This window comes from Cellulomonas sp. P24 (genome assembly GCF_024704385.1).
In the GTDB taxonomy this organism is placed as follows: Bacteria; Actinomycetota; Actinomycetes; order Actinomycetales; family Cellulomonadaceae; genus JAJDFX01.
In genome coordinates this window covers 3,860,462-3,884,778 of sequence record NZ_JAJDFX010000002.1, presented here as the reverse complement: position 1 = coordinate 3,884,778, position 24,317 = coordinate 3,860,462, and the positions used below count along the sequence as shown (strand labels likewise).

The window sequence follows — 24,317 nt, the reverse complement described above, 5'->3', positions numbered from 1 at the left end:
TCCGTCGTGGCATCGGCCTCGTCAGGCTAGTCCGTCCTGACCCGCGGACGCCCTCCCGTGTTGCCCGCCGGACGGCCCCGTCCGGGTGTGACCTGGCCCCGCCCTGTCTCCCTCACACCACCGTGAGCTCGGTGGACATCCCTGCGGCGTAGTGCCCGGCGATGTTGCAGACGACCTCGTACCGGCCCGGCCGAAGGGTCAGCGTGACCCAGCCGGACGCACCTGGCTCGATGCCCTCACCGGCACCCGCACCGTCCGACAGGGACGCCTCACCGAGGCTCCCCGTCTCGTCGACGGTGCCGTCGGCGCCGACCGTACGGGTTCCCACCTGCTGACCCGGCGCCAGCGGAAGCACCACCAGCTCGTGATCCACCGTCCCGAGGTTCGTCGCCACGAAGGACACCGTGCCGGCCGGGACCGTGCTCCTGTCGAGGCGCAGCCACATCACGCCGGTCGCCGCACCGCGTCGACCACCCATCATCGATCCGCCCATGTCCGCGAGCGTCGCGTGCACGACGGTGCCCGGCAGACTGGGCACGTCGTTCCCGTCCGACCTCGCCTGCGACCACGGGCCCCGGTCAGCGGCGTGCGCGTCCGGGAACCCGTTGGCCGCCACGACCCAGGCCACGGACCCCACCAGCAGCGCCACGGCCAGCACCAGGGCGCCGACGAGCCTGCCGCGCGGCGCGGGTCCGCTCACTGCACCCCTCCGCGCGAGGCGATGATCGCCGCGCGGTGGGCCTGGTAGGTCTCGAGGTCGATCTCCCCGAGTGCCAGCCGCCGGTCGAGGATCTCGAGAGGCGAGTCCGCTCGCGGCATCGGGAGGGGTGCCGAGGGAGCGGGGGGCGTCGGGTGCGACGCCGAGCTCCCGTGGTTCCCCGAGGGGAGAAGCCGGACGACCAGCCAGATGATCACCGCGATCAGGACGACCCAGAACAGCCCCATGAAGACCCAGGTGCCGCCCGCCATACCTCCGCCGTACCAGCCCATCATGTCCATCCCCTTCGCTCGTCCTGTCCCCTGCTGTCCTCCTCAGCCTGTCGCGGGCGTGCATCGGTACCGACGCGGAACAGCAAAGATTCGACGAAGATCGTCCGGGTCGACCGGATCGACCGGCACCGGCGAGCGGGACGGTCGAGCTGTCGGGTCGGAGGCTCAGACGCCGTCCGAGCTGCGCGCCGCCCGCGTCGGCAGGACCAGTCGGAACGTCGCTCCGGTCCCGAGGCCCTCGCTGACCGCGGTGAGCGTCCCTCCGTGGGCCTGCACGATCGCACGGGCGATCGTCAGCCCCACCCCGGTCCCTGCACTGCTCCGGGTCCGTGACAGGTCGCCGCGGTAGAACCGCTCGAAGATCCGGCCCGAGTCACCCGGGTCGAATCCCTCGCCGCTGTCGACCACCTCGAGCACCCCGACGTCGGGTTCTGTCCTCACGACCACCGTCACCCGGCCACCCTCGGCCGTGTGGCGCAAGGCGTTGTCGAGGAGGTTCGCCACCGCCTCGCCCAGTCGCTGGGTGTCGACCTCGACCACCGGCGACGTCCCGTCGACCTCGAGGTCGAGCTGGATCCCCGCCGCGACGAACCGTGCCGCGTTCGAGGCCACGGCCTCGTCCGCGACCGCCACGAGCTCGACGGCGCGCGGGTGCAGGTCGAGCTGGCGTTCCTCCGCCCGAGAGACGGCCGACATGTCCGCCACGAGGTGCTGCAGGCGGCGGGTCTGCCCCGTCAGGGTCTCGAGCGTCGTGCCGTCCACGGGGAGGACACCGTCCGCCACCGCGGTCACCGTGGCGTCGAGGGCGGCGAGCGGCGTGCGGAGCTCGTGCGCGAGGTCGCCGATCAGCTGGCGGCGCATCGACTCCGTCTCGGCGAGGCGGGCCGCCATCGCGTTGAACGACTCGGTCAGCTGGGTGAACTCCGGTCCGATCGCCGGCGTGGTGATCCGAGCGTCGAGCTGGCCGCGCGCGATGCGGTCCGCGGCGTTCGCGACCGTCGCGACCGACCGGCCGAGCCGCCTGGCCACGATCCAGGTGACGAACCAGGACGTGAGCAGGGCGACCGGGACGGCGATCCCGAGCGCCGTGAGGATCGCGCTCGCGAACGCCTCGTCGACATGGTTCTGGACGGTCGGCTCGATGCGCGGTCCCTCGGCCATGCGCAGGTGCAGCTGGAAGAGCTGGGGTGCGATGGCGAGCGCGACGCCCAGGAGCGTGACACCGCCGGCGAGCACGACCAGACCGAGAGAGGCCCCCAGTCGCCAGGCGAAACCCAGTGGTGCCGCGGTCGATCCTCGACGTCGCCTCATCCGCTCCCCATCCGGTAGCCGACGCCCCGCACGGTCCGGATGTACCGGGGCTCGGCAGCATCGTCCCCCAGCTTGCGCCGCACGTGGCCGATGTGGATCGCCACGACCCTGTCGTCGCCGAACCACCCCTCCCCCAGACCTGCTCACGCAGCCGTGCGCGGCTGAACGCGGTGCCCGGACGTGAGGACAGGACCGCGAGCAGGTCGAACTCGAGGGGCGTCAGGGCCACCGGACGACCGTCGACCGTGACCTCGCGCGCCTCGACGTCGATCTCCAGCGCCCCGAACCGCCGCGGAGGCTCGGTGGGACCGCCCGCCGGGGCTGCCGGGCCCGCTCCCACCGTCCGCGGTCGTCGGAGCATGCTGCGGATGCGCGCGACGAGGACGCGGGCGGAGAACGGCTTGGTCATGTAGTCGTCGGCTCCGACGGACAGCCCCACGAGCGTGTCGATCTCCTCCGCGCGCGCAGTGAGCATGAGCACGTACGCCTCGCTGAACGTCCGGAGGCGTCGGCACACCTCGATCCCGTCGACCCCCGGCATCATCACGTCGAGGACCACGACGTCGGGCTTCTCGAGGGCGGCGAGCCGCAGTGCCTCGCTCCCGTCGGTGGCAGTGGTGACCTCGAACCCGTCGCGCTCGAGATAGGCCGCCACCACCCGGACGAGTGCCGGCTCGTCGTCGACCACCAGGGCACGGAAGGGACGCCCGGCAGACGACGACGGCGCCGTGGTCGCGTCATCTGCTGCCACCACGGCGCCGTCCTCTCCGATCCCTGCTGCGGGCACGCGTGCCCGCGGGGTCTGCTACTGCGGGCCGACCGGAAGGACCACCCGCTTGTGGGTCGAGTTGACCACGACGGCGAACGATCCGTACCAGGCCAGGAGCGCTGTCACGATACCGAGGACGCCGCCGATCCGCGTGAACGCGGTCGTCGCCGTGTAGTCACCGATCGCGAGAGCGAAGAACGTCAACGTCAGGAAGACGAAGACGAGGAAGACCGCCATGCTCGTCCGCCGCGCGGCGATCGTCATGTACAGCGTGAAGATGCCCCAGGCGAGCAGGAACACCCCGACACCCTTGCCGGCGTCGGTGCCTGCGCCCTTGAGGTCGGTGAACCGGGCGAGGAACCAGAAGGCCATCCAGAACGCACCGTACGAGCAGAACGCGGTGGCGCCGAAGGTGTTGCGGTTCGCGAACTCCCAGATCCCGGCGGCGAACTGGGCGAGACCGCCGTAGAACAGCGCGAGGCCGAACACCACGGGCTCCACCGTCGCCGGCAGGAGCCCGGCGTTGACGAAGCTGAGGACGAACGTCGTCAGTGCGAACGCCGCGAGCCCGAGGGCCCCCGGGTCCGCGAACGGAACGGGCGGTGCGGCTGCAGCCGGCTCCTGAACGGTCGTCGTACCACGAGTGCCTTGAACGTCGTTGCTCATCATTGAACCCCTCGTTCACGCCCGCTCAGACGAGCAGGCGGACTGTGTTGACTTCGAGACAGTAGCGGGTGTTCGACGAATCGCGGTATGGCTCGCCATACCTCACCTTCGCCGATGTGCTCGCCGGCGGGTACGCCGATGCCGGCCGCCTCGATCGGTAGGTGCAGGGTGCACGTATGTGCATGTTGGGTGCACGATCGTTCCGGCCGCTCCGACCCCGTGACGGCCTACGACGACGGCTGGAGACCCGTCGACGGGCCCGATCCGGTCTCCGCGACCTGGGCACGGGCGGCCCGGCCCGCGGCGACGGCCACCACCCCGACCGTGACGAGCGCTCCCAGCAGCAGCGCAGCCGGTTCGCCGTCGGCCAGCAGGTGCGCCTGAGTCCCGAGTGCCGCTGCGGCGACGGGCACCCCGAGCTGTGCCGCAGCCATCCCACCGATCGCGACGGGCTGACCGAACGCGCGCGGCACGAGGTGCGTGGCCACGGCACCCGCTCCGAGCGCGAGCCCGAGCCCGATCAGCGCCGGTCGCCGTGCCAGAGCAAGGAGGTCCAGCGAGGCCCCGAGCCAGATGAAGAACATCGGGCCGAAGAAGCCCTCCGTGACGGCGAACAGCTGGCGGGCGAGTCGCCGCGGCTCGCCGACCCCGGCGACCGCCAGCCCGCACGCGAACCCCGCCAGCATGACCGACACCCGGCTGGCCTGCGCGACGGCCGCGAGGCCGAACAGGACGGTCAGGCTGATCCGGAGCTCGAGCGCGAACTTGCGGCGGTCGGACAGCCGATGGAGCCGGACTCTCCACCCGCGCCGCTCCGCGGTGCGCAGCGCCAGGAAGAGCACGCCCGCGCTCGCCACGACGACCACGGCACCGACGGCGGCCCGGCCCGCGTGCGCCGGCTCGATCGCGAGCGGCACGGCGACGATGCACGCGGTGTCGGCGATCGCGACCTGCGGCAACAGCTCGAGGACCGCGTCGCCCGACAGGTGCACGGCATCGATGATCGGCAGGATCAGCGCCGCCGACGACGAGGCCAGGAGGACCGCGTACAACGCCACGTGGTCGGTACCGAAGACGGCAGCCAGCACGAACGCCACCGGCACGGAGGCGACGCCGACCACCGTCGCGCGGAGCGCACCGACGGGCAGCGCGCGGCGAAGCCGCTGGTCGGCGACCGGGACGTGCGAGCCGGTGACGAACATGACCAGCGCGAACCCGATGGTCGCCATGAACGCGAACGTCGGCTCGCCGGCGTCCAGGAGGCCGGCTCCCATCGGCCCGAGCACGATGCCGGCCGTCAGCTCACCGACGACGACGGGCAGCCCCCATCGGCGGGAGACCGCCAGCAGCGGTCCGGCGATCCCCGCCAGGCAGATCAGTGCGAGCAGGCCGAAGCTCATGGCGAGACCCGCGCGGAGCCAGGCGGGCGGCGCCGGGCACGGGCTCGCACGTCGCGAGGCCCGGATCGGCGCGAGAGGTGAGGCACGCCCCCATCGTCCTCCGTGGGCGGTCACCTGCACGGCGGGATCGCCCACCGCGGGTGGCCGAGGTCAGCTGACGACGTCCTTGCGCTGGAACCGCCACCACGCCACGGCGAAGAACACCGCCGCGTAGACGAGAGCGACACCCGTCCCCCCGCATCATGTCGTCCCACACGATGCCGGGACCGAGCGCATCGAGCCACGAGTACTGGAAGTGCGTGGGCAGGTACTGCCGGTACGGGTCGAGCGCCGTGATCGAGTCGAGGATGTTCGACACGACCACGAGCATGGTCGCGCCGCCGACCGCGCCGAGCGGCGCGTCGGTCAGCACGCTCAGCATGAACGCCAGCGCGGCCACGACGAGCGACTGGAGGCTGGCATAGGCGACCACGATCAGCAGACGCTGCAGGGCGATCCCGGTGCTGAACGTGCCGCCGAGCGGGGACCGCCCCGGCGCCCAGCCGAAGAAGACCCCGCCCACGAGGAACGACCACGCCGGGAGCAGCACGTTCGCCGCGACGCTGAGCGACAGGGCGACGACGAGCTTCTGTCGCAGGAGCCGCGAGCGCGGGACCGGGATCGCCAGCAGGTAGCGCAGGGACGACCAGCTCGCCTCGCTCGCGACGGTGTCGCCGCAGAAGAGCGCGACGATCACGACGAGCAGGAACCCGGCCGAGGCGAACTCCGTGAACAGCGAGAAGTTGGTCGCCCCCGTGGTGGCGAGCGTGACCAGGGCCGACCCCGAGCCGCCCCCGCTGCGCGCGCCGCCACCCGGTGCTCCCGGCTGCGAGCTGACGCGGAACGCAAGAGCGATGATGACCGGAAGCACGAGCAGGACGACCGCCGCGAGCTGCGTGCGGCGGCGCCGGAGCTGGCGGGTGAACTCCACCCGCAGCCGCAGGGTTCGTTCCGGCCGGAAGCCGTTGTCGTGCACCTCCGCCATCTGCAGCAGGCGGTCGTGGACACCGCGTCGGGTCGGGGCCGGCCGGTCCGACGGCCTGCTCGCGTCCATCGAGGTCTCAGTCATGGTCCTGCCCCACCATCTCGATGAAGATGTCCTCGAGCGATCGCCGGGCGGGGACCGCCTCGGCCGGCACGCCGGCGGCCGCCAGGATCTGCACGGCCCGTGCGGGGTCGTCGACGGCGAGCTGCATTCGGCCCGCGGCGGCGATCTCCGCGACCGAGCCGACCGCGACCAGGCGGCCCTTGTGCATCACGACGACATGGGTGCAGGTCTGCTCCACCTCGGCCAGCAGGTGGCTCGAGATGACGACGGTGCGCCCCGTGGTCGTGTAGCGCCGGAGCACCTCGCGCATCTCCGCGATCTGCAACGGGTCGAGACCGTTGGTCGGCTCGTCGAGGACGAGGAGCTCCGGCAGGCCGAGCATCGCCTGGGCAATCGCGAGCCGCTGGCGCATGCCCTGGCTGTAGGTCTTGACCAGCCGGTCGACCGACTCCCCGAGGCCCGCGATCTCGAGTGCGGTGTCGAGCTGGGAGTCGCCCGCCGGACGCCCGGTGGCCTCCCAGAAGAGCCGCAGGTTGTCCCGACCCGAGAGGTGCGGCAGCAGACCCGGGCCCTCGATGAACGAACCGATCCGCGAGAGCACGGGAGCCCCGGCCTCGACGAGCTCACCGAACACGCGGACTGTTCCCGACGTCGGCCGGATCAGCCCCATGAGCACCCGGAGCGTCGTGGTCTTGCCGGCCCCGTTCGGACCCAGCAGACCGACGACCTGCCCGGCCTCGACCCGGAACGTCACGCCGTCGACAGCCCGGTAGCCGTCCCCGTACTGCTTGACGAGGCCGTCGACCGCCACCGGCACGTGGGCGAGATCGCGTGCCGCCGTCCGCCGGCGCCGGCGACCGGCCGAGGCCGCCGTCACGCCCACGACCAGCAGCGCGATCGCGGCGAGACCGGTCAGCAACCAGATCCACGGGTGCCCGCTGCGGACGATCCGCCCGTCGACGGTCGCGACCGAGAGGACGCCGTCGGTCAGCGCGATCGAGTACGCACGAGGCGCCGTCGGAAGCGCGTAGGCCAGGTCGGTGGTGCCGACCTCGACGACGAGCCGGTCCCCCGCGGGCACATTGGTCACGACCGACGGGAGGGTGATCGTCACCGTCTGCGGAACCCCCGGCCTGAGCCCGGTGAGGCGGACCGGTGCGACCAGACCGGCCGGCAGCGAGTCCGTCCCCCCGACACCGACCAGGTGGACGGAGGCGAACAGGGTGGCGGTCGCGAGGTCCGAGCCGGTGCCGGCGGCCGCCGCAGGTGCCGAGGCCGCAGGGCCGACGGGGCCGACGGGACCGACGGGGCCGAGCGCGGTGACGTCGAGCGTGACCGTGGACCCACCAGCGACGAGCATCGCGGTCGGGAGCGGGGCCGAGGCGAAGCGTGCCACCTGGCCGGGGATCGACGAGACCCTCGACGACCCGCCGACCGATGCCGCGGCAGTCAGCAGGCTGCCGACCCCCGGGACCGAGCTGATCGCCGCCGGGACTCCCCGGCCGGTGCCTGAACCGTCTGCGGCGCCCCGGTGAGCTGGACGCTGTCGGTCCGCCTGCTCGGGTAGCCGTCGGTGGCGTGCAGGGTCTCGGCGACGGCCCGACCCGTTGCCGAGGAGATCCCGGTGCCTGGCACGGCGATGTCGAACGACCCGGCCGGTCGGGCGCCGTGCAGGAGCACCGGGTCGAACCACCCCTCGAGAGCCGTCACGAGATCGGCCGTCGACGTCCCGCCGTCGTGCCCGCCGGAGCGCCAGACCACCCGCACGGGTGTGCCGTGCGCCGCGATGCCCGTCGCGTTCTCGTCCGCCTGGGCAAGGGTGAACAGGGAGTCGTCCTCCCCCTGGCTGATCAGGGTCGGCGCGGTGATCCGGTCCAGCACACCGATCGGGCTCGACGCACGCAGCAGGGAGACCAGTGACGGGTCCGGCTGTCCGGTCTGCGCCGCCTCCTGGTACGCCGCACAGAGGTCCGGCGCGAACCTCCCGCAGGCTCCCGACGACGTCCCCGGCACGGGCGACGACGCCGAGGCGAAGAGCTCGGAGGCCCACATCTTCTTGAACACCCCGGTCGCACCCCCCTGCTGCGGGCCTGCCCCGTTCGGGAACAGCGCCTGCGTGAGGTCGCTCCACGTGATGTCGGCACCGATCGCGTCGACGCGCGGGTCGTACGCGCCCAGCAGGAGCGCGAGCGCCCCACCGTAGGACGACCCCGCGACGCCGACGCGCGGGTCCCCCATGGCATCGGTGAGCACCTCCGGCAACGTCGCGAGGTAGGACACCAGGTCCTTCGCGTCTGCGACCTCGTAGTCCGGCGCGTCGAGGTGGATCAGCCCTCCGGACCGCCCGAAGCCGCGCGCGGTGTAGGTGAGGACGACGTAGCCGTGCTCGGCAAGCGAGCGCGCCTCTGCGTCGAGGTCGGTCTTCGACCCGCCGAAGCCGTGGGCGAGCAGCACCGCGGGGGCCGGCGTGCGCGCTGGGACGTACAGGGTGGTGTCGAGCTCGACCGGTGTCCCCTGCTCGGGAGTACCCGCCACCATCCGGTCCCGCGTGACGATCGACGGGGTCGCGCTCACGGTGGCCGCGACGCCTGCCCCTGCGACGATGGCAACGACTGCGGCCAGCATCCACCAGCGCCGCCGCACGAGCCGCCTCATGCCGCCGCACCCGCCGGGCACGCCACCGTCTCGGCAGCCGTGCCGGTCAGCCCGGTCATGCCGGGACGGGGCGGCCGGTCGCCCGCTGCGTGTCGTGGCATGGCGTCAACATACCGACCGGACCTGGCACCCCTCCCAGCCGGCACCGCCGACCACGGCCGTGGCGCACGCCCCGTCGACGGCCGTCGGGTAGCCTGACGAGACCTCCGTACCTGGGAGACCTTCTGACTGTTCTCAGCGGCTCCGTCACTCGCGGCTGCGTCGCCGTCACCATCGTTCTCTCGATCGCCGCGTGCGCGCCGACCATCGGTCGCGCCCCGATCTCGCCTCTCTCCTCGGCCACGTCAGTGCCGTCGACGACAGGCTCGCCGCCTCCCGCGACGAGCTCCCCCTCGACGCCCACCCCGACCGCCGCTCCCTCACCGTCGAACCCGCCGGACCCGGTGGCGGGCTGGTCGCTCGAGGAGAAGGTCGGGCAGCTGTTCATGGTCGGGGTCGACGTGCATGCGCACGCCGCGATCAGCGACCAGGTCGTCCGTGACCTGCACGTCGGGAACGTGTTCCTCGCGGGCCGCACCACCGCCGGCGTGCAGCGGGTCAAGAACCTCGTCGAGCTGTTCACCGGCCTCGTCGGCCCGGCCACGACGCACAGCACGCCGATGTTCATCGCGACCGACCAGGAGGGCGGCAAGGTCCAGGTGCTGCGCGGCCCGGGGTTCTCCGACATCCCGAGCGCCCTCGACCAGTCGACGCTGTCCTCTGAGGTCCTGCGTGGCCACGCGGTGCAGTGGGGCACGGAGCTCGCCTCGGCCGGGGTGAACCTCGATCTCGCGCCGGTCATGGGTCTGGTGCCCGACGCGGCGGCTGCCGCGACGAACCCCCGATCGGCGCCCTGCAGCGCAACTACGGCTTCACCGTCGCGGACGTCACGTCGCACGCGAACGCGTTCAGCGCAGGGATGGAGCAGGCCGGTGTGGCCGTCGCGATCAAGCACTTCCCCGGCCTCGGCAGCGCGACGGCCAACACCGACACGACCACAGGGGTGACCGACACCACCACGACCGCCACCAGCCCCCAGGTCGCCGCGTTCCGCTCGGGCATCGACGCGGGTGCCGCGTTCGTCATGACGTCGACGGCCGTCTACGCGCAGATCGATCCGACGCAGCCCGCGGCCTTCTCCCGTGCCGTCGTCCAGGGCCTGCTGCGCGACACGCTCGGGTTCCGCGGGCTCGTGATCACCGACGACCTCTCCGCAGCCGCGCAGGTCACCGGGTGGTCACCCGGCGACCGCGCCGTGAAGGCCATCGAGGCAGGGAACGACATCGTGCTCGCCTCGCACAGCCCGGACGTGGTGCCGGAGATGGTCGCGGCGGTCGTGCAACGAGCCCGCTCGGACCCCGCGTTCGCCGCCGTCGTCGACGCCGCTGCAGCCCGGGTCGTCGGGGCGAAGGCGCACCTCGTGCGGTGAGCGGGTGCGAGGGTCGGACGACGACGCCCCGCGCCCACGCACCGCTCCGACGACCCTGCTCTCAGGCGCGCCGCAACGGTACCGGGACGAGGGACGCGAGCTCGTCGAACCCGATGCCGTAGGTCTCCCGGACCGTGACACCTGTGCCGTCGAGCAGGAACACGGCGAGATCGGTGTAGACGCGGCTCACGCACCCGATCCCGGTCAGCGGGTAGGTGCAGACCGGGACGATCTTGCTGCGGCCCTCGCGCGTGAGCAGGCTCATCATGACGAAGGTGTCCCTGGCGCCGATCGCCAGGTCCATCGCGCCGCCCACGGCGGGGATGTCGTCGTCCGACCCGGTGTGCCAGTTCGCGAGGTCGCCGCGCTCGGACACCTGGTAGGCGCCGAGCACGCAGATGTCGAGGTGGCCGCCGCGCATCATCGCGAACGAGTCCGCGTGGTGGAAGTACGACGCGCCCGGCAGCTCGGTGACCGGGATCTTGCCGGCGTTGATGAGGTCCGGGTCGATCTCGTCGCCGTGCGCCTCCGGACCCATCCCCAGCATGCCGTTCTCGGTGTGCAGCGTGACGCCGCTTCCCGGTGGGAGGAAGTTCGACACGCGGGTCGGCTGTCCGATCCCGAGGTTCACGTACGAGCCTGCCGGGATGTCCCGGGCGACGACCGCCGCCAGCTCGTCCCGATCGAGTCCACGTCTCACTGGCCCTCCTCCGGCTCGGGCGTGCGCGCCGCCGGCACCGCGACCAGGCGACTCGTGAGGATCCCCGGAGACACGACGTTCTCCGGGTCGATCGCGCCCGCCGGCACGATCCGCGAGACCTGCGCGATCGTGACGCGCGCCGCGCCGGCCATGATCGGCCCGAAGTTGCGGGCGGTCTTGCGGAACACGAGGTTGCCGACCGCGTCGCCGACGTGAGCCTTGATCAGGGCGACGTCCGCGTGCAGCGGGTACTCCAGGACGTAGTGGCGACCGTCGATCTCCCGGGTCTCCTTGCCCTCCGCGAGGGGCGTCCCGAAACCGGTCGGCGTGTAGAACGCGCCGATCCCTGCACCCGCGGCACGGATGCGCTCGGCAAGGTTCCCCTGCGGCACGAGCTCCAGCTCGATCTCCCCGGCCCGGTACCGCGCGTCGAAGTGATGACTGTCGGACTGCCGAGGGAACGAGCAGACGATCCGTCGGACCCGTCCGGCCCCGATCAGTGCCGCCAGGCCGACGTCGCCGTTCCCGGCGTTGTTGTTGACGACGGTGAGGTCACGCGCCCCCTGCCGGAGCAGGGCCTCGATGAGCTCGACCGGCTGGCCCGCCGTGCCGAAGCCACCGATCATCACGACGGCCCCGTCCGGGACGTCCGCGACCGCCTCGTCGACGGTGCTGAGGATCTGCACCATGGCCTCAGCCCGCGACGTTCTCGAGGACGACGGCGAGGCCCTGCCCGACCCCGATGCAGATGACCGCGACACCCCACCGCTGCCCCGACCGTTCGAGATCACGGGCGAGCGTGCCGAGGATGCGCGTGCCGGAGGCCCCGAGCGGATGCCCGATCGCGAGCGCACCGCCGTGGCGGTTGACGATCTCCGGGTCGATCCCCCACGCGTCGATGCACGCGAGCGACTGCGCGGCGAACGCCTCGTTCAGCTCGACGACCGCGACGTCGGACCAGGTGATGCCGGCACGGGCGAGCGCGGTGTTGGCCGCCTCGACCGGCGCGAAGCCGAACAGCTGCGGGTCGAGCGCATGCGCCGCGCGCCCGGCGATGCGAGCGATCGGCGCCCTGCCGAGCAGCTCGGCCGCCCGCTCGCTCCCGAGGACGGCCCCCGACGCCCCGTCGTTGAGCGGGGACGCGTTGCCGGCCGTGACCGTCGCCCCGCTCGTCTCCGGTCGGAACACGGTGCGCAGCGCGGCGAGCCGGCCCGCGGTCGTGTCCGGGCGGACCGACTCGTCCCGGGCGAGCGCGACGCCGGGGACCGCGACGACGAGGTCGTCGTAGAACCCGTCGTCCCACGCCTGCGCCGCGAGCCGGTGCGAGCGCAGCGCGAACGCGTCCTGCCGCTCTCGCGCCAGACCGTGGCGTTCGCGGAGCTGCTCGGTCGCCTCGCCGAGCGACACCGTCCATTCCGCAGGCATCGCCGGGTTCACGAGCCGCCAGCCGAGGGTGGTCGACGCCAGGGCGAGATCCCCGGTCGGGTACGGGCGTTCGGTCTTCGGGAGCACCCACGGCGCCCGGCTCATCGACTCGACCCCGCCGATCACGACGACGTCCGCCTCCCCGGTCGCGATCTGCCGGGACCCGATGATGGCCGCGTCGAGGCTCGAGCCGCACAGCCGGTTGACGGTCGTCCCCGGGACGCTCGTCGGCAGCCCCGCGAGCAGGGCGGCCATCCGCGCCACGTTGCGGTTCTCCTCTCCGGCCCCGTTGGCGTTGCCGAGGACGACCTCGTCGACGGACCCCGGGTCGAGCGCCGGGGAGCGCCGCAGCAGCTCGGCGATCACGTGGGCGGCGAGGTCGTCCGGTCGGGTGCCCGCGAGCGCGCCACCGAGCCGGCCGAAGGGGGTCCGGATCGCGTCGTAGAGGTAGGCGTCGACGGTCACATCGACTCCTCTGCCGGCTGCGGGGCGTCGGTGGTCTGCCCGCGCACCGGGACCGGCCGCGACGTGCCGCGCGCGAGGTCCTCCTCGATGTGCCGGGCGGTGCCGAGCAGCGGCGGCAGGAGCTCCTTGCGGATAGCGTCGGAGCTCCCCCGGCTGGCGTGCGCCGAGAGGTTCATCGCGGCGGCGACCATGCCGTGCGAGTCGCGCAGCGGGACGGCGAGGGACCGGAGGCCGTCCTCGAGCTCCTGATCGACGACGGCGAAGCCCTGTTCCCGCGTGCGTCTGAGGGTGGTGCGCAGCTTCTCCGGGTCCACGACGGTGCGCGGCGTGATCGCGACGAGGTCGACGCGATCGAGATAGGCGTCGATCCATGCGTCCGGCTGCGCTGCGAGGAGGACGCGACCCATCGATGTCGCGTAGGCGGGGAACCGTGTGCCGATGCTGATCGCGACGGTCATGATCCGGCGGGTGGGGACCCGAGCGACGTAGACGACCTCGTCGCCGTCGAGCACCGAGACCGAGCAGGACTCGTTCACCTCGGCGACGAGCGTCTCCATGTGCGGGTGAGCGACCTCCGGCAGCGAAAGGCTCGAGAGGTAGGAGTATCCGAGCTCGAGGATGCGTGGTCGGAGCGCGAACAGGCGGCCGTCGGTCCGCACGTAGCCGAGCTCCACCAGCGTGATGAGGAACCGTCGCGCCGCCGCCCGGGTCAGGCCGGTCGAGCGCGCGACGTCGCTCAGCGTCAGCTGCGGGTGCGCGGCGTCGAACGCGCGGATCACCGCCAGCCCACGTTCGAGCGACTGGACGAAGTCGGGCGTCCGACCCGTTGACTCGCTCATGCGTCCTCCAGGGGACTCGAGGCGCTCCACCCGTGGAGCACGGGCGCCCGAGCACGGCGTCCGGATCGATCGACGGGAGCACCGTCGACGCCGTGTGCGCGCTCGGGCAGAACCGCACCGAGTCATCGTCGAGTGTTCGTCTGCCGAACATATGTTCTCAGATCGAACATAGCGCGATCACTCTCGCGACGTCAACGACGCCGGCGCGCGAGCACCAGGCCGACGAGCGCCCCGACGACGGTCAGGAACGGGACGAGGTTCCAGAGCAGCCCCTGCATCTCACGCACGATCCCGGTGCTGCTCTCCAGGACCGGGCCGACGAGCAGGTAGACGACGGCGCCGACGACGAACCCCGCACCCGCGCCGAGCGCGGCGCCCAGCACGGCACTGTGCGACGACCTGCGAGGTGGCGGTCCGTCAGACCCTCGGCCTCCGTGCACGATGCCCTCCTCTGGAGGTGCTCACTCCGTGGGGTCCACGCTCCTCCACCGCGCACCGATGCGCGAGCAGGGCGCCCGCCGCGGGGCGTCGGCGACCACTCCGCGCATGGTCCGCACCGAGCTGCGATCCGATCGTGGACCGTCCGGGCTGGTCATCGCGGCGCGACGGCGACCCTAGGCCCTTGGTCCCAGTTCGTCGCCGACATGCGTAACCTACGGTTGAGTAACCTACGCCACCGTAGGAAATGAGAGGGTGCTCGCATGACAGCCGCCACCGTCACGTCCCGCACGACCCGATCCCCCGTCCTCCCCCGGCCCGCCGTCATCCTCGGCGGCATGGGCGTCGGGGTCTCCTCGTGGCGCCTCGCGGCCGAGGTCGCCCGCACCGGCAACCTCGGGGTGGTCTCCGGCACGGCGCTCGACCTCGTGGTCGCCCGCCGCCTGCAGGACGGCGACAGCGACGGCAGCGTCCGGCGCGCCCTCGCCGCGTTCCCCGTCCCCGCGGTCGCTGCGCGAGTGCTCGAGCGGTACTTCCGGCCCGACGGCCGCCCGGACGGCACCCCCTACTCCCCCGTCCCGCGGCTCGCGCTCCGTCAGAACCAGGCCGCGCAGGAGCTCGCGGTGGTCGCCAACTTCGTCGAGGTATGGCTCGCGAAGCACGGTCACGACGGCCCGATCGGCATCAACTTCCTCGAGAAGGTGCAGATGGCCACCCCGGCCGCCGCCTACGGGGCGATGCTCGCCGGGGTCGACGTCGTCCTGATGGGGGCCGGCATCCCGCGCGACATCCCCCACCTGCTCGACGAGCTCGCCGAGCACCGTCCGGTGCGGCTGCCGGTCGACGTCAGCGGTGCCGACGCCGGGACCCACACGGTGGACCTCGACCCTCACGCGCTCCTCGGCGCAGACCTCCCGACGCTCCGGCGCCCGGCATTCCTCGCGATCGTCTCGGCGCACGCACTCGCCGCCTACCTGGCCCGCGACGCCCACATCCGCCCCGAGGGGTTCGTCGTCGAGGGCCCCCGCGCCGGCGGGCACAACGCTCCCCCCGCGGACGCCCGACGTTCGACGACCTCGGCCAACCGGTGTTCGGCCCCCGGGACGCCGCCGACCTCGCGAAGGTCGCCGAGGTCGGCCTGCCGTTCTGGCTCGCCGGGTCCTACGGCACGCCCGAGGGGATCGCCGCCGCCCGGGCGAGCGGCGCCGTCGGCGTCCAGGTCGGCACGCTCTTCGCGCTGGCCGAGGAGTCGGGTCTCACGCCTGCCCTGCGCGACCAGCTCCATGAGCGCCTGCGCGACGGCACCCTCGAGGTGCGCACCGACGCGTTGGCCTCGCCGACCGGATTCCCGTTCAAGGTCGCCCAGCTGCCGGGAACCCTGTCCGAGACGGTCACCAGCGCCGATCGCCCGCGCCTGTGCGATCTCGGCTACCTCCGGACGGCGTTCGTCCGCGAGACCGGCGCGGTCGGGTACCGCTGCCCCGCCGAGCCCGTCCACCTGCACGTCCGCAAGGGCGGCGTCGCCGCGGAGACCGACGGCCGCGCGTGCCTGTGCAACTCCCTGACCGCCAACATCGGCCTCGGCCAGACCCGCGCCGACGGCTACAGCGAGGACGCGCTCGTCACCCTCGGCGCCGATCTCGACGGCGCACGACGGCTCGCGGCGCTGCACCCGGACGGCTGGACCGCCCGGCAGGCGATCGACTGGCTGTTCAGCGACCCCACGTGACGGCATCGGCGACGGTTCGGTCGCATGGCCCGGTCCCGGGGGTGGTGCGAGACTGGAGGTGAGGGCGAGCCGTCACCAGGAGCGTCCCGGGAGGGTTCGCCCACCGGGGAGGCCCCCATGCGCCGCATGCTGCTCCACCGTCGTCGAGCAGCGACCGCCCGACGGCCCGTTCCGGTCGCGGCCCGCGCCCGCCGGTCGCGTCCGATCGTGACCGTGATCGCGGCGCTCGCGCTGCTCGCGGGATGCACGACGGGTGAGCCTGCCGCACCATCCGCGTCGGCGACAGCCACGACTCCTGGCGCGCCCACTTCCTCGGCGACCTCCACGCCGACCTCGACGTCGACGGGCGCGACCGTCGACGTGCCCGTGTACTACGTGATCGACACCCGCACGGGGTTCCGGCTCGCCCGGGAGATCCGCACGTTGTCGGCTGCCGACGCGGTCCGCGCGGCGGTCGAGGCGATGATCGCGGGTCCGGCCGATCCGGACTACGCGACCACCTGGAACCCGGCGACCACCGTCCTCGGGGTGCAGCAGACTGCCGGCACGCTCCTCGTCGACCTGTCGTCCGACGCCCGGACCGCGAACGTCGGCTCCGCCGGTGCAGCGCTGATGATCCAGCAGCTCGTCTACACCGTGACGGCGGCGGCGGAGCAGCCGACGGCGCCGGTGATGCTGACGATCGCCGGCAGCCCGGCCGGCGAGCTGTGGGGTGCCGTGGTCTGGGACTCCCCGGTCGTCCGTGCCGATCCGATCGACGTCCTCCTGCTGGTCCAGATCGACCGACCGACCGAGGGCGCCACGAGCACGTCACCCGTCACCGTCTCCGGTGATGCGGCCGTCTTCGAGGCGACCGTGGTGTGGAAGGTGCTCGACACGACCGGCGCGACGGTCCGGTCCGGCTTCACGATGACCTCGGAGGGCCAGACGTTCGCGCCGTACTCGTTCACGGTCGCGCTCGACCCGGGCACGTACACGGTCGTCGTCACCGAGGACGATCCCTCGGGCGGCGAGGGCGGGACCCCGATGAGCGACTCCCGCACCCTCACCGTCACCTGACCCGCACTCCGTCAAGTGGAGCGAAAGTGACGCGACACGCGGGCGTGTCGCGCACTTTCGCTCCACTTGACCGGTTCTCTGCTCGACATCGCGGGGCGGGGTCGGGCGTCAGGGGGTCGTGGCGAAGGCGAGCAGGTCGGCGTGCGCGTGGGTGGTCCCGTCCGGGCCGGTCCAGGTCACCGTGGCCCGGTGGGAGCCGAGGTCGGCCGTGAGGGACGCGGTCTGGGCTCCGGACGTCCAGGTCAGGACGAGTCGGGAGCCGTCGCCACCGACGCTCGGCTCGCCACCGAACGCCGGGTGGGAGTTGCGGAACCTGATCAGCCCGACGAGCGCCGCGACGACTGGCCGCTCCAGCTCGGCCTCGATCTCGGCGACCGTGTAGCGGTGGCGGTTGATGTCGCGGCCGACCCCGGTGCGCGCGAGCAGCTCCATGTCGTTCGCGCCCGCGAGCAGACCGACGTAGTACACCTGCGGGATGCCGGGCACGAAGAGCTGGATCGCGCGCGCGAGCAGGTACGCCGCGTCGTCGCGCCCCAGCGCGTCGTAGTAGGTGCAGTTCACCTGGTAGACGTCGAGGTTCGAGGCCGCCCAGCCGGTCGCCTGCCGCGACTGCCCGCCGGAGTGCTCGTGGATCCCCTCGACGAGGTCGTGCACCTGCTCCGGGGTGAGCAGCCCTGGGCGTCCCTCGGCCATCTGGTCCGGGCCGACATCGATCACACCGATGCCGTCGTGCGTGTCCAGGACGGTCACGGCGTTCGCGGGCCGGACGCCGAGCCACCGCCGCAGAGGTGCGGCGTCGCCGGTGTAGAGCGAGTGCAGCAGCAACGGCGGCAGGGCGAAGTCGTAGACCCGGTCGACCACGGAGCCGATCGCGATCTGCCGCTCGAAGTGCGCGTGGATCTCGACCAGGACCTCGACCCCGAGGGCCCTCGCCCGGGTGGTCAGCTCGTCGATGAACGCGAACGTCTCCGGGGTCATGAACGACGACGTCCCTGCGGTCTTGATCGCGTACCCGACCGCGTCGAGCCGCACCATCGACACACCGCCCGCGGCGAGCGTGGCCAGCACCCGGTCGAGGTACGCGCGACCCGCAGGCGAGCCGAGGTTCAGGTCGATCTGCTGGCTCGTGAACGTGGTCCATACGAGCCGCCGTCGCCCGCCGAGCGTGAGGACCGTGAACGGCAGCCCCGGCCGCGGACGGTAGATGCCCACGAGCTCGGCCTCGTCGGCGCCATCGGGGTAGACGTCGGACATCGTGAGGAACATCGCCGCGTGGGGTGACTCGTCACCGCGCGCGAGCACGTCGCGGAACTCGGTCGAGTCGGCGGAGACGTGGTTGACGATCAGGTCGACCATGAGGGTGTAGTCCGCACCGAGCGCACGGAGGTCGTCCCAGGTCCCGAGGCGCGAGTCGACCGCGGTGTGGTCCACGGGGTCGAACCCGGCGTCGGCCCCGTCGAAGGGCGTGAAGAACGGCAGGACGTGCACGCCCGCGAACACCCCGGCGAGGGGTCCGTCGAGCACGCCGCGGAGCTCCGGAAGGGTTCCGCCGAAGCGGTCCGCGTAGGCGATCAGCTGGACGCCGTCCCGCCGCCCGAGCCCCTCGTGTGCCATGACCCCACCCTTCGTCGTGCGTGCGGGTGACCGTCGCGACCTGACCCGTGACGCGGTGCGACCCAGCCGGTGCGCTTCGGTACCGGCTGGTCCGATCGGCCCACCTCCGCAGCGTGGCACACTCCGCGACGACCGCGGTAGCGCACTCGCCCGGCGCCCAGACACCCCGCACCACAGCGGGCAGGCCTCCAGGGTCGCGAGGGGTGGACGTCCCGCGTCGCCGAGGGCGGACCCGGCTCAGCAGCCTCAGAACAGGTGCGGGATGCTCCGCGCCGCGGTGTACAGCGCGACGGCCACCAGCAGGATCGCGAACGCCTGGCTGAGCCGCGCGGGGTTGACGCGCGAGACGACGCGGTTGCCGGCGAGGCCTCCGAGGACCGCCGAGAGCGTGAACAGCCCGATCACCGTCCAGTCCAGGTCGAGGCCCTGGTCCAGCCGGAACGCGAGCGCGGTCACGCTGTTGATGCCGATCACGAGCAACGAGGTCCCGACCGCGACCGGCATCGAGAGCCCGAGCGCGAGGACGAGCGCGGGCACCACCGCGAAGCCACCACCGACGCCGAAGAACCCGGTGAGGAGCCCGACCGTCGTCGCCGTGAGGACGATCCGGACCGCCCGGCGGCAGTCGCACGTGAACTCAGGTCGGAACGTGATCACCGGGGCGTCCGCGAGCGCAGGATCCACCGCCGGCTGTCCGCCCCGGGCGGGCTTGCGGCGCTGCCGCCGGATCATCAGCACCGCGACGAACAGGATCAGCACCGAGAAGGCGGCGAGCAGGACGTCCTGAGGCACCGCGGTGGAGAACCTCGAGCCGATGTACGAGCCCAGGATGCCGAGGATCCCGAACACCGCCCCCTTGGCGAGGCTGACACGTCCCGCGCGCCGGTGCGGGAGCGCGCCGACGAGGGACGTCGTCCCCACGATGAGCAACGAGCCCGTCGTCGCCGCGTGCGAGCTCTGGCCGAAGAGGTAGACCAGCGCCGGCACGGCGAGGATCGACCCTCCTCCACCGAGTGCACCGAGGCTGAGACCGATGAGCAGACCGACGGGGATGACGAGCGCGAGCACGTGGAGTCCTTGCTGTGGGGGTGCGGACGGCGCCGCGACGGCGCCGTCCGCGACGGTATCGGGCGGGAGGTCGCGGGGGTTCAGGCCTGGGCGACCAGCTCCGACACCAGAGGAAGACCGGCCGCAGCGGCGCTCTCGGCGAACGACCCGTTGACCGAGACGACGTGGTGCCCGTTCGCGAGGAGGAACGACGCGGCGATCGAGGCACGGTAGCCGCCCGCGCAGTGGATCCAGATCTCGGCGCGAGGGATCTCCGCGAGCCGTTCGAGGAGCTCGTGCAGCGGGATGTGGACCGCTCCGTCGATGTGCGACTCGCGCCACTCGCTCAGGCGCCGCACGTCGAGCACGACGACCTCGCGGTGGTGGCGCACCTGCTCCAGGTCGGCGAAGCTCGCGAGCTGGAGCTGCCCGAGCGGGCCGTCCGTCCAGTCCTCGGGCGCACCGGTGGCTGCGGCGGCGGGAGAGTCGATGCCGATCCGCACGAGCTCACGCTGCGCCTCGGCCACCTGCTCCGGCGTGTCGCCGAGCAGCGTGACCGGGGTCCCCCACGGGATCAGCCACCCGAGGTAGGTCGAGAACTGGCCGTCGAGGCCGAAGTTGAACGTCCCCGGCACGTGCCCGGCGGCGAAGGCGGTCCGGGTGCGGAGGTCGACGAGCCACTCCCCCGCGTCGAGCCGACGGCGGAGCTCGGTCTTGTCGGCCTGCTGCGGCGCGCTGAGGTCGACGTCCGCAGGTCCGGCGGAGTTCGCGGGGGCCATGTGGACGTAGTAGGCGGGGTACGCGTCTAGCCCGGCGACGATCTCGGCGACGTACGCCTCCTCGTCCTTGCTCAGCGCCGGGTTGAAGAGCTTCTCCTGGCCGATCGTCGACCCGGTGGCGCCGGCGGTCGTCGTGGTCGCCGAGCAGAAGCTGCCGAACCCGTGGGTCGGCATGACCTGGGTCTCGTCCGGCAGCTCCTCGGCGAGCCGACGCGCCGACGCGTACTGGTGGTGGGCGAGCTCGTGCGTGTGCGACGCGCCGAGCAGGTCCGGGCGCCCGGTGGAGCCGTAGAGCAGCGATCCGCCGGAGAACACGACCGGGTCGGGGCCCTCGAGGGCGTACGAGAGGTGGGTGAACGTGTGGCCGGGCGTGTGGATCACGCGCACCTGCAGCGTCGGGCTGACGTCGATCAGGTCGCCGTCGCGCACCGGGACCCGGTCGAACGAGACGACGTCGTCGGCGTTGACCAGGTACTTCGCGCCCGTCTGCTGGGCGAGGGCGTAACCGCCGGTCACGTAGTCGTTGTGGATGTGGGTCTCGAGCACGTGGGTGATCCGGATGCCGGCGTCGGCAGCGGCGGCGAGGACCCGGTCGGTGTCCCGCTGGGGGTCGACGACGAAGCCGACCTGTCCGTCGTGCACGAGGTAGCTGCGGTCGCCGAGGGACGGCGTGTCGATCACGATGATGCTGGGGCTCATGGGGAGTAGTTCCTTCTCAGGCGTGAGGGAGACGTGTCGGTGGTGTCCGCGGCGGACGTGCCGTCAGGCCGCGTTGGGGTGCTGGCCGGCGACGACGGGGCGACCTGAGCCGATCCAGCCGCTCGTCCCGCCGATCACGGAGTAGGCGTCGAACCCGGCGCGGCGCAGGAGGTCGGTCACCCCGCGGCTCCGGTTCCCGCTCGCGCAGATCACGTAGATGCGCTCGTCGCGGGGCAGGTCCTGCAGGTGCGCCGGCACGTGGCCGACCGGCATGAGGCGCGCACCGGGGACGTGGCCACCGACGTACTCGTAGGGCTCACGGACATCGAGGACGAACGCCCCGTCCGCGTGGGCCGCGGCGAACGCGTCAACGACGACTTCAGACATGGATCAAGCTCCTTGGGTGTGGTGGTATACCCCCTGGGGTATCTTGGAGAGTACAAGCACGAACCGGTCGTCGGCATTCCTGACCGATCCGGGACACTGGACGGCAGCCCTGCCGTCGCACCCGCCGCACCGCCCTGGAGGTCGCATGATCCCCCTCGTCACGAGCCGGACCGAGCCCCGCCGTTCGATCGACGCGAGCCTGCAGGCGCTGCGGTCCTGGACCACCCGTCAGTACGTGGCCGCCGCCGGCTTCAGTGTCGGCTTCGCCCTCCTGATCGGCATCCCGACCGTGCTCATCCCGAACCCGGTGTTCGGCCGCGCCGTGCCCGTCACGGCCTGGAGCTACCCGGTGTGGATCGTCTCGTCCCTGCTCGCGGGCATGCTCGCAGCCACGTACGTCCGCGCCCGCCCGGGCGACGCCCCCGAGGAGGTCGACGCCGGCGCTTCGGCGCCGAGCAGGTTCGGCATCGCAGGCGGGGTCCTCACCTGGTTCGCCGTCGGCTGCCCGGTGTGCAACAAGCTCGCCCTGCTCGCCCTCGGGTACTCCGGCGCCCTCACGTGGTTCGCCCCGGTGCAGCCGTTCCTCGCGGCCGCAGCCGTGGCGCTCACGGCCGGCGCGCTGGTGTTCCGCCTGCGTGGTCAGACCCTGTGCCCCGTGCGGCCGGCGGCGTCGACGCAGCAGCCGACGGCAGCCGGATAGTCACCGTCAGCCCGCCACCGGCGGACTCCTGCGCGTCGATCGTCCCGCCGTGGGCCACCACGATCTCCCGGACCACCGCGAGGCCGATCCCGCTCCCGGCGACGTGCTCCGCGCCCCGCCCGCGCCAGAGCCGGTCGAAGACGTGCGGGAGCTCGTCCGCCGCGAGGCCCGGCCCGGAGTCCGCCACGACCAGGACGACCTCGGCGTCGTCCGACCGCACCACGACGTGGACCTCGTCCCCCGGTCGGCAGTAGCGGGCGGCGTTCGCGAGGAGGTTGCCGACCGCCTGGTGCAGACGGTCCGAGTCGGCGCGGACGAGCGCCGGCCCCGCGAGGTCGCGGTCGATGACGAGCCCGGCCGCGCGGAGCTGGGGATCATGGCTCGCGAGCGCGTCCGCGACCACCTGAGCCAGGTCGACGTCGTCGCGCGTCGCCGTGGCCCCGGGCGCCTCGGCCGCCGAGAGCTCCGCCAGGTCCTGGACGATCCGGCCGAGCCGCAACGACTGGTCGTGCAGACCGGCGAGCCCCTCCGAGGTCGGTTCGACCAGGCCGTCGCGGAGCTCCTCGAGCCCGGCCTGGAGGACGGCGAGCGGCGTCCGCAGCTCGTGCGCGACGTCGGCCGTGAGGTTCCGACGGTCTCGTTCGGACCGAGCGACGGTGTCCGCCATCCCGTTGAAGGCGTGCGCGAGCTCGCCGAGCTCCCCTGGACCGGCCTCGCCGGTGCGCGCCTCGCGGTCCCCCGCCGCGAACCGGCGCGCCGCGGTCGTCATCGCGTCGATCGGACGTGTCAGCCACCGCGTCACCCACCAGCTCGCGGCCACCGCCACGACGAGAGCGACCGCCGCCGCCACCGCGATCCACGACCACGCGACGTCACGCGCGCGGGTGCCGGACGACGTCCCGAACATCAGGCGCACCGAGCCGACCGTGGTGCCGTCGACCACGACGGGCGCCGTCACGGCGTTCAGCGCACCGGCCTGCGCGCTGCTCTGCGCCCCCAGCCCGGGTCCCCCGGCCCCCTGACCCATGCCGGAGCCGACCCGGACGGCGCTGCCGGACGCGTCGAACACGAACAGCCGGGCCCCGGCCGCCTGGGCGATCGCGCTGCTGCCGCTCAGGTCCGCGCCGTCCCAGCCTCCTGCAGCCTGGTACGCAGTCCCGGCAGCGGCCGCCGCCGCCTCGGTCCGCTGCGTCCGCTCCGACTGCTGCACGGCCTCGACCCCCTGGCCGACGCCGATCAGCGCGGCGACCGTGAGGACCGCCACCGACGAGACCGCCACCAGGACGAACACCAGGAGAAGTCGCCGCCCCAGCGGGCCCATCCCCGCGCGCCCGGCGCTCATCACTGCTCGTCCCGTCGCAGCCCGAGCCGGTAGCCGACGCCGAGGACGGTCTCGACCACGTCCGCGCCGGCGTCACCGAGCTTGCGCCGCAGGTTGCGGACGTGCGAGTCGATCGTGCGCTCGTACCCGGCGTACTCGTACCCGCGCACCCGGTTGACCAGCTCGTACCGGGAGAAGACCCGGCCAGGAGCCGAGGCGACGGCGGAGAGCAGTCCCCACTCGGTCGGCGTCAGGTCGAGGGCGCGGCCGTCGAGCCAGGCCTCGTGACGCGGCTCGTCGATGCGCAGGCGCCCGCCCCCGTACGTGACGAGGTCGTCCGACGACGGCATCCCGCCGCTGCGGGCCAGCACGGCCTGCACGCGCAGGACGACCTCGTGAGGACTGAACGGCTTGGTCACGTAGTCGTCCGCACCGAGCTCGAGACCGCGGATGCGATCGTCGACCGAGCTGCGCGCGGTCAGCACGATCACGGGGACGCGACGGCCGTCACGCACCTCGCGCAGGACGTCGAGGCCGTCGACGTCCGGCAGCCCGAGGTCGAGGACCACCAGGTCCGGTGCGCCGGTCGTGACCAGCGAGACGGCCTCCGCACCGCTGCCGGTCGTCAGCACGGCCAGGCCCGCACGCTCCAGGTAGCGGCGGAGCAGCTCGCGGATCTCACGTTCGTCCTCGACGACCAGCACGGTGGGCATACCTGATCATGGCGCGTCGGCGGGCGCCGAGGGCCGATCGCAGGGCCGGATCGCTC

At 72.7% G+C, this 24,317-nt stretch carries 24 protein-coding genes and 2 pseudogenes; 5 read left to right on the top strand and 21 right to left on the bottom strand.

What is annotated here, in order from left to right:
* Window positions 1-112: 112 nt before the first annotated feature.
* The 9 genes and pseudogenes from LJB74_RS18105 to LJB74_RS18065 all read right to left on the bottom strand — a co-directional run bounded on the left by LJB74_RS18105 (window position 113) and on the right by LJB74_RS18065 (window position 8,878).
* Window positions 113-700: a hypothetical protein gene (locus LJB74_RS18105; protein ID WP_259309842.1), complete on the bottom strand. Its 588-nt coding sequence runs from the start codon at window positions 698-700 to the stop codon at window positions 113-115.
* Window positions 697-999, bottom strand: coding sequence for an SHOCT domain-containing protein (locus LJB74_RS18100; protein WP_259309841.1), 303 nt, complete (start codon window positions 997-999; stop codon window positions 697-699). The genes LJB74_RS18105 and LJB74_RS18100 overlap by 4 nt, the downstream gene beginning before the upstream one ends.
* Before the next feature lie 156 nt (window positions 1,000-1,155).
* Window positions 1,156-2,301 (bottom strand): cell wall metabolism sensor histidine kinase WalK, encoded by a 1,146-nt coding sequence (locus LJB74_RS18095; RefSeq protein WP_259309840.1) that lies wholly within the window; start codon window positions 2,299-2,301, stop codon window positions 1,156-1,158.
* Window positions 2,298-3,052, bottom strand: a pseudogene (locus tag LJB74_RS18090) (response regulator). Before LJB74_RS18090 ends, LJB74_RS18095 begins: the two are co-directional and overlap by 4 nt.
* A 54-nt stretch (window positions 3,053-3,106) precedes the next feature.
* Complete coding sequence (locus LJB74_RS18085) at window positions 3,107-3,739, bottom strand: acetate uptake transporter (protein WP_259309839.1); 633 nt, start codon at window positions 3,737-3,739, stop codon at window positions 3,107-3,109.
* A 224-nt stretch (window positions 3,740-3,963) separates the two neighbouring features.
* Entirely contained in the window at window positions 3,964-5,136 is a 1,173-nt protein-coding gene (locus tag LJB74_RS18080; RefSeq protein WP_259309838.1) for a cation:proton antiporter, read from the bottom strand.
* Entirely contained in the window at window positions 5,039-6,244 is a 1,206-nt protein-coding gene (locus LJB74_RS18075; protein WP_259309837.1) for an ABC transporter permease, read from the bottom strand. Before LJB74_RS18075 ends, LJB74_RS18080 begins: the two co-directional genes overlap by 98 nt.
* Window positions 6,237-7,619, bottom strand: coding sequence for an ABC transporter ATP-binding protein (locus tag LJB74_RS18070; protein WP_259309836.1), 1,383 nt, complete (start codon window positions 7,617-7,619; stop codon window positions 6,237-6,239). Before LJB74_RS18070 ends, LJB74_RS18075 begins: the two co-directional genes overlap by 8 nt.
* A 53-nt stretch (window positions 7,620-7,672) precedes the next feature.
* Entirely contained in the window at window positions 7,673-8,878 is a 1,206-nt protein-coding gene (locus tag LJB74_RS18065; RefSeq protein ID WP_259309835.1) for a S9 family peptidase, read from the bottom strand.
* A 485-nt stretch (window positions 8,879-9,363) separates the two neighbouring features.
* On the opposite strand from LJB74_RS18065, the pseudogene LJB74_RS18060 reads away from it, so the two are divergent.
* Window positions 9,364-9,687 (top strand): annotated as a pseudogene (locus LJB74_RS18060) (glycoside hydrolase family 3 protein); the annotation flags it as partial.
* Entirely contained in the window at window positions 9,666-10,346 is a 681-nt protein-coding gene (locus LJB74_RS18055; RefSeq protein WP_259309834.1) for a glycoside hydrolase family 3 N-terminal domain-containing protein, read from the top strand. The pseudogene LJB74_RS18060 and the gene LJB74_RS18055, both read left to right, overlap by 22 nt.
* 61 nt (window positions 10,347-10,407) lie before the next feature.
* Here LJB74_RS18055 and LJB74_RS18050 read toward each other — a convergent pair whose 3' ends face one another.
* From LJB74_RS18050 to LJB74_RS18025, 6 genes are all read right to left on the bottom strand, one after another.
* A complete protein-coding gene (locus LJB74_RS18050; RefSeq protein WP_259309833.1) occupies window positions 10,408-11,046 on the bottom strand; it encodes a 3-oxoacid CoA-transferase subunit B in 639 nt (212 codons plus the stop codon).
* A complete protein-coding gene (locus LJB74_RS18045; RefSeq protein ID WP_259309832.1) occupies window positions 11,043-11,735 on the bottom strand; it encodes a 3-oxoacid CoA-transferase subunit A in 693 nt (230 codons plus the stop codon). The genes LJB74_RS18050 and LJB74_RS18045 overlap by 4 nt, the downstream gene beginning before the upstream one ends.
* A gap of 4 nt (window positions 11,736-11,739) precedes the next feature.
* Window positions 11,740-12,936 carry a thiolase family protein gene (locus LJB74_RS18040; RefSeq protein WP_259309831.1) on the bottom strand — a complete coding sequence of 399 codons (1,197 nt, stop codon included), beginning with the start codon at window positions 12,934-12,936 and terminating at the stop codon, window positions 11,740-11,742.
* Window positions 12,933-13,775: an IclR family transcriptional regulator gene (locus LJB74_RS18035; protein ID WP_259309830.1), complete on the bottom strand. Its 843-nt coding sequence runs from the start codon at window positions 13,773-13,775 to the stop codon at window positions 12,933-12,935. Before LJB74_RS18035 ends, LJB74_RS18040 begins: the two co-directional genes overlap by 4 nt.
* 191 nt (window positions 13,776-13,966) lie before the next feature.
* On the bottom strand, window positions 13,967-14,158 hold the full coding sequence (locus LJB74_RS18030) for a hypothetical protein (RefSeq protein ID WP_259309829.1): 192 nt from the start codon (window positions 14,156-14,158) through the stop codon (window positions 13,967-13,969).
* Between the two features lie 285 nt (window positions 14,159-14,443).
* On the bottom strand, window positions 14,444-15,106 hold the full coding sequence (locus LJB74_RS18025; RefSeq protein ID WP_259309828.1) for a hypothetical protein: 663 nt from the start codon (window positions 15,104-15,106) through the stop codon (window positions 14,444-14,446).
* Between the two features lie 194 nt (window positions 15,107-15,300).
* Here LJB74_RS18025 and LJB74_RS18020 point away from each other — a divergent pair, with 194 nt between their 5' ends.
* Entirely contained in the window at window positions 15,301-15,942 is a 642-nt protein-coding gene (locus LJB74_RS18020; protein ID WP_259309827.1) for a hypothetical protein, read from the top strand.
* Between the two features lie 117 nt (window positions 15,943-16,059).
* Window positions 16,060-17,001, top strand: coding sequence for a Gmad2 immunoglobulin-like domain-containing protein (locus LJB74_RS18015; RefSeq protein WP_259309826.1), 942 nt, complete (start codon window positions 16,060-16,062; stop codon window positions 16,999-17,001).
* Between the two features lie 108 nt (window positions 17,002-17,109).
* On the opposite strand, the gene gtfA is transcribed toward LJB74_RS18015, so the two are convergent.
* From gtfA to LJB74_RS17995, 4 genes are all read right to left on the bottom strand, one after another.
* Complete coding sequence (gene gtfA, locus LJB74_RS18010; RefSeq protein WP_259309825.1) at window positions 17,110-18,615, bottom strand: sucrose phosphorylase; 1,506 nt, start codon at window positions 18,613-18,615, stop codon at window positions 17,110-17,112.
* A gap of 246 nt (window positions 18,616-18,861) precedes the next feature.
* Window positions 18,862-19,683 (bottom strand): sulfite exporter TauE/SafE family protein, encoded by an 822-nt coding sequence (locus LJB74_RS18005; protein WP_259309824.1) that lies wholly within the window; start codon window positions 19,681-19,683, stop codon window positions 18,862-18,864.
* 80 nt (window positions 19,684-19,763) lie between these two features.
* Window positions 19,764-21,140 carry a rhodanese-like domain-containing protein gene (locus LJB74_RS18000; RefSeq protein ID WP_259309823.1) on the bottom strand — a complete coding sequence of 459 codons (1,377 nt, stop codon included), beginning with the start codon at window positions 21,138-21,140 and terminating at the stop codon, window positions 19,764-19,766.
* Between the two features lie 63 nt (window positions 21,141-21,203).
* A complete protein-coding gene (locus LJB74_RS17995) occupies window positions 21,204-21,527 on the bottom strand; it encodes a rhodanese-like domain-containing protein (RefSeq protein WP_259309822.1) in 324 nt (107 codons plus the stop codon).
* Between the two features lie 145 nt (window positions 21,528-21,672).
* On the opposite strand from LJB74_RS17995, the gene LJB74_RS17990 reads away from it, so the two are divergent.
* Window positions 21,673-22,227 carry a hypothetical protein gene (locus tag LJB74_RS17990; RefSeq protein ID WP_259309821.1) on the top strand — a complete coding sequence of 185 codons (555 nt, stop codon included), beginning with the start codon at window positions 21,673-21,675 and terminating at the stop codon, window positions 22,225-22,227.
* Here the strand turns inward: LJB74_RS17990 and LJB74_RS17985 are convergent.
* Both LJB74_RS17985 and LJB74_RS17980 read right to left on the bottom strand, forming a co-directional pair.
* The gene (locus tag LJB74_RS17985; protein ID WP_259309820.1) at window positions 22,133-23,569 is read right to left on the bottom strand and encodes a HAMP domain-containing sensor histidine kinase; all 1,437 of its coding nucleotides are present in this window, start codon (window positions 23,567-23,569) and stop codon (window positions 22,133-22,135) included. The genes LJB74_RS17990 and LJB74_RS17985 overlap by 95 nt on opposite strands.
* Window positions 23,569-24,261, bottom strand: a complete 693-nt coding sequence (locus LJB74_RS17980) for a response regulator transcription factor (protein WP_259309819.1) — start codon at window positions 24,259-24,261, stop codon at window positions 23,569-23,571. Before LJB74_RS17980 ends, LJB74_RS17985 begins: the two co-directional genes overlap by 1 nt.
* Window positions 24,262-24,317 lie beyond the last annotated feature (56 nt).

What these genes read in the sequence shown, in the direction of transcription:
- LJB74_RS18100 (WP_259309841.1), bottom strand. Translation starts at nt 999, where the DNA reads ATGGACATGATGGGCTGGTACGGCGGAGGTATGGCGGGCGGCACCTGG.
- LJB74_RS18095 (WP_259309840.1), bottom strand. Translation starts at nt 2,301, where the DNA reads ATGAGGCGACGTCGAGGATCGACCGCGGCACCACTGGGTTTCGCCTGG.
- LJB74_RS18085 (WP_259309839.1), bottom strand. Translation starts at nt 3,739, where the DNA reads ATGATGAGCAACGACGTTCAAGGCACTCGTGGTACGACGACCGTTCAG.
- LJB74_RS18080 (WP_259309838.1), bottom strand. Translation starts at nt 5,136, where the DNA reads ATGAGCTTCGGCCTGCTCGCACTGATCTGCCTGGCGGGGATCGCCGGA.
- LJB74_RS18075 (WP_259309837.1), bottom strand. Translation starts at nt 6,244, where the DNA reads ATGACTGAGACCTCGATGGACGCGAGCAGGCCGTCGGACCGGCCGGCC.
- LJB74_RS18065 (WP_259309835.1), bottom strand. Translation starts at nt 8,878, where the DNA reads ATGAGGCGGCTCGTGCGGCGGCGCTGGTGGATGCTGGCCGCAGTCGTT.
- LJB74_RS18045 (WP_259309832.1), bottom strand. Translation starts at nt 11,735, where the DNA reads ATGGTGCAGATCCTCAGCACCGTCGACGAGGCGGTCGCGGACGTCCCG.
- LJB74_RS18035 (WP_259309830.1), bottom strand. Translation starts at nt 13,775, where the DNA reads ATGAGCGAGTCAACGGGTCGGACGCCCGACTTCGTCCAGTCGCTCGAA.
- LJB74_RS18015 (WP_259309826.1), top strand. Translation starts at nt 16,060, where the DNA reads ATGCGCCGCATGCTGCTCCACCGTCGTCGAGCAGCGACCGCCCGACGG.
- gtfA (WP_259309825.1), bottom strand. Translation starts at nt 18,615, where the DNA reads ATGGCACACGAGGGGCTCGGGCGGCGGGACGGCGTCCAGCTGATCGCC.
- LJB74_RS18000 (WP_259309823.1), bottom strand. Translation starts at nt 21,140, where the DNA reads ATGAGCCCCAGCATCATCGTGATCGACACGCCGTCCCTCGGCGACCGC.
- LJB74_RS17995 (WP_259309822.1), bottom strand. Translation starts at nt 21,527, where the DNA reads ATGTCTGAAGTCGTCGTTGACGCGTTCGCCGCGGCCCACGCGGACGGG.
- LJB74_RS17990 (WP_259309821.1), top strand. Translation starts at nt 21,673, where the DNA reads ATGATCCCCCTCGTCACGAGCCGGACCGAGCCCCGCCGTTCGATCGAC.
- LJB74_RS17985 (WP_259309820.1), bottom strand. Translation starts at nt 23,569, where the DNA reads ATGAGCGCCGGGCGCGCGGGGATGGGCCCGCTGGGGCGGCGACTTCTC.
- LJB74_RS17980 (WP_259309819.1), bottom strand. Translation starts at nt 24,261, where the DNA reads ATGCCCACCGTGCTGGTCGTCGAGGACGAACGTGAGATCCGCGAGCTG.